The organism is Staphylococcus pseudoxylosus, assembly GCF_003697915.1.
In the GTDB taxonomy this organism is placed as follows: Bacteria; Bacillota; Bacilli; order Staphylococcales; family Staphylococcaceae; genus Staphylococcus; species Staphylococcus pseudoxylosus.
In genome coordinates this window covers 1-398 of the sequence record NZ_RCVN01000066.1, presented here as the reverse complement: position 1 = coordinate 398, position 398 = coordinate 1, and the positions used below count along the sequence as shown (strand labels likewise).

The following is a 398-nucleotide window of genomic DNA, read 5'->3' as shown; positions in this document are numbered from 1 at the left end:
AATACTTCTCAATGAAGATAAAGAGCAGGTTATCGTCAGCAAGAACCTTACGTTTATATCAGATAATTCTACGGTTACAGATTTAGCTCAAGAAGTAAATAATAAGATTGATGATTTTACAAAATTATTATTGGAAAATATGCCACAAGTAATGCGTAGTGAGTTGAATGACTTACATGCTCAAACTGAATCAAACAAGAGCAATATTGAGCTTAAAGCCAATCAAACAGACTTGAACAACTTACAAGCTGATGTCAGCAGGCAAGGGATTGCAATTTCAACAAAAGCTGAACAATCAGATTTATTAATCACAAATCAAAATGTAACAACTGCTCAAGAAACAGCAAAACAAGCTGAAAGTGAAGCCAAAAATGCAATGGCAAAGGCTACCGAAGCAC

At 34.4% G+C, this 398-nt stretch carries 1 protein-coding gene; it reads left to right on the top strand.

From position 1 onward, the window contains the following. The coding region (locus D9V42_RS14820) for a hypothetical protein (protein ID WP_208639100.1) at nt 1–398 on the top strand (398 nt) is incomplete at both ends.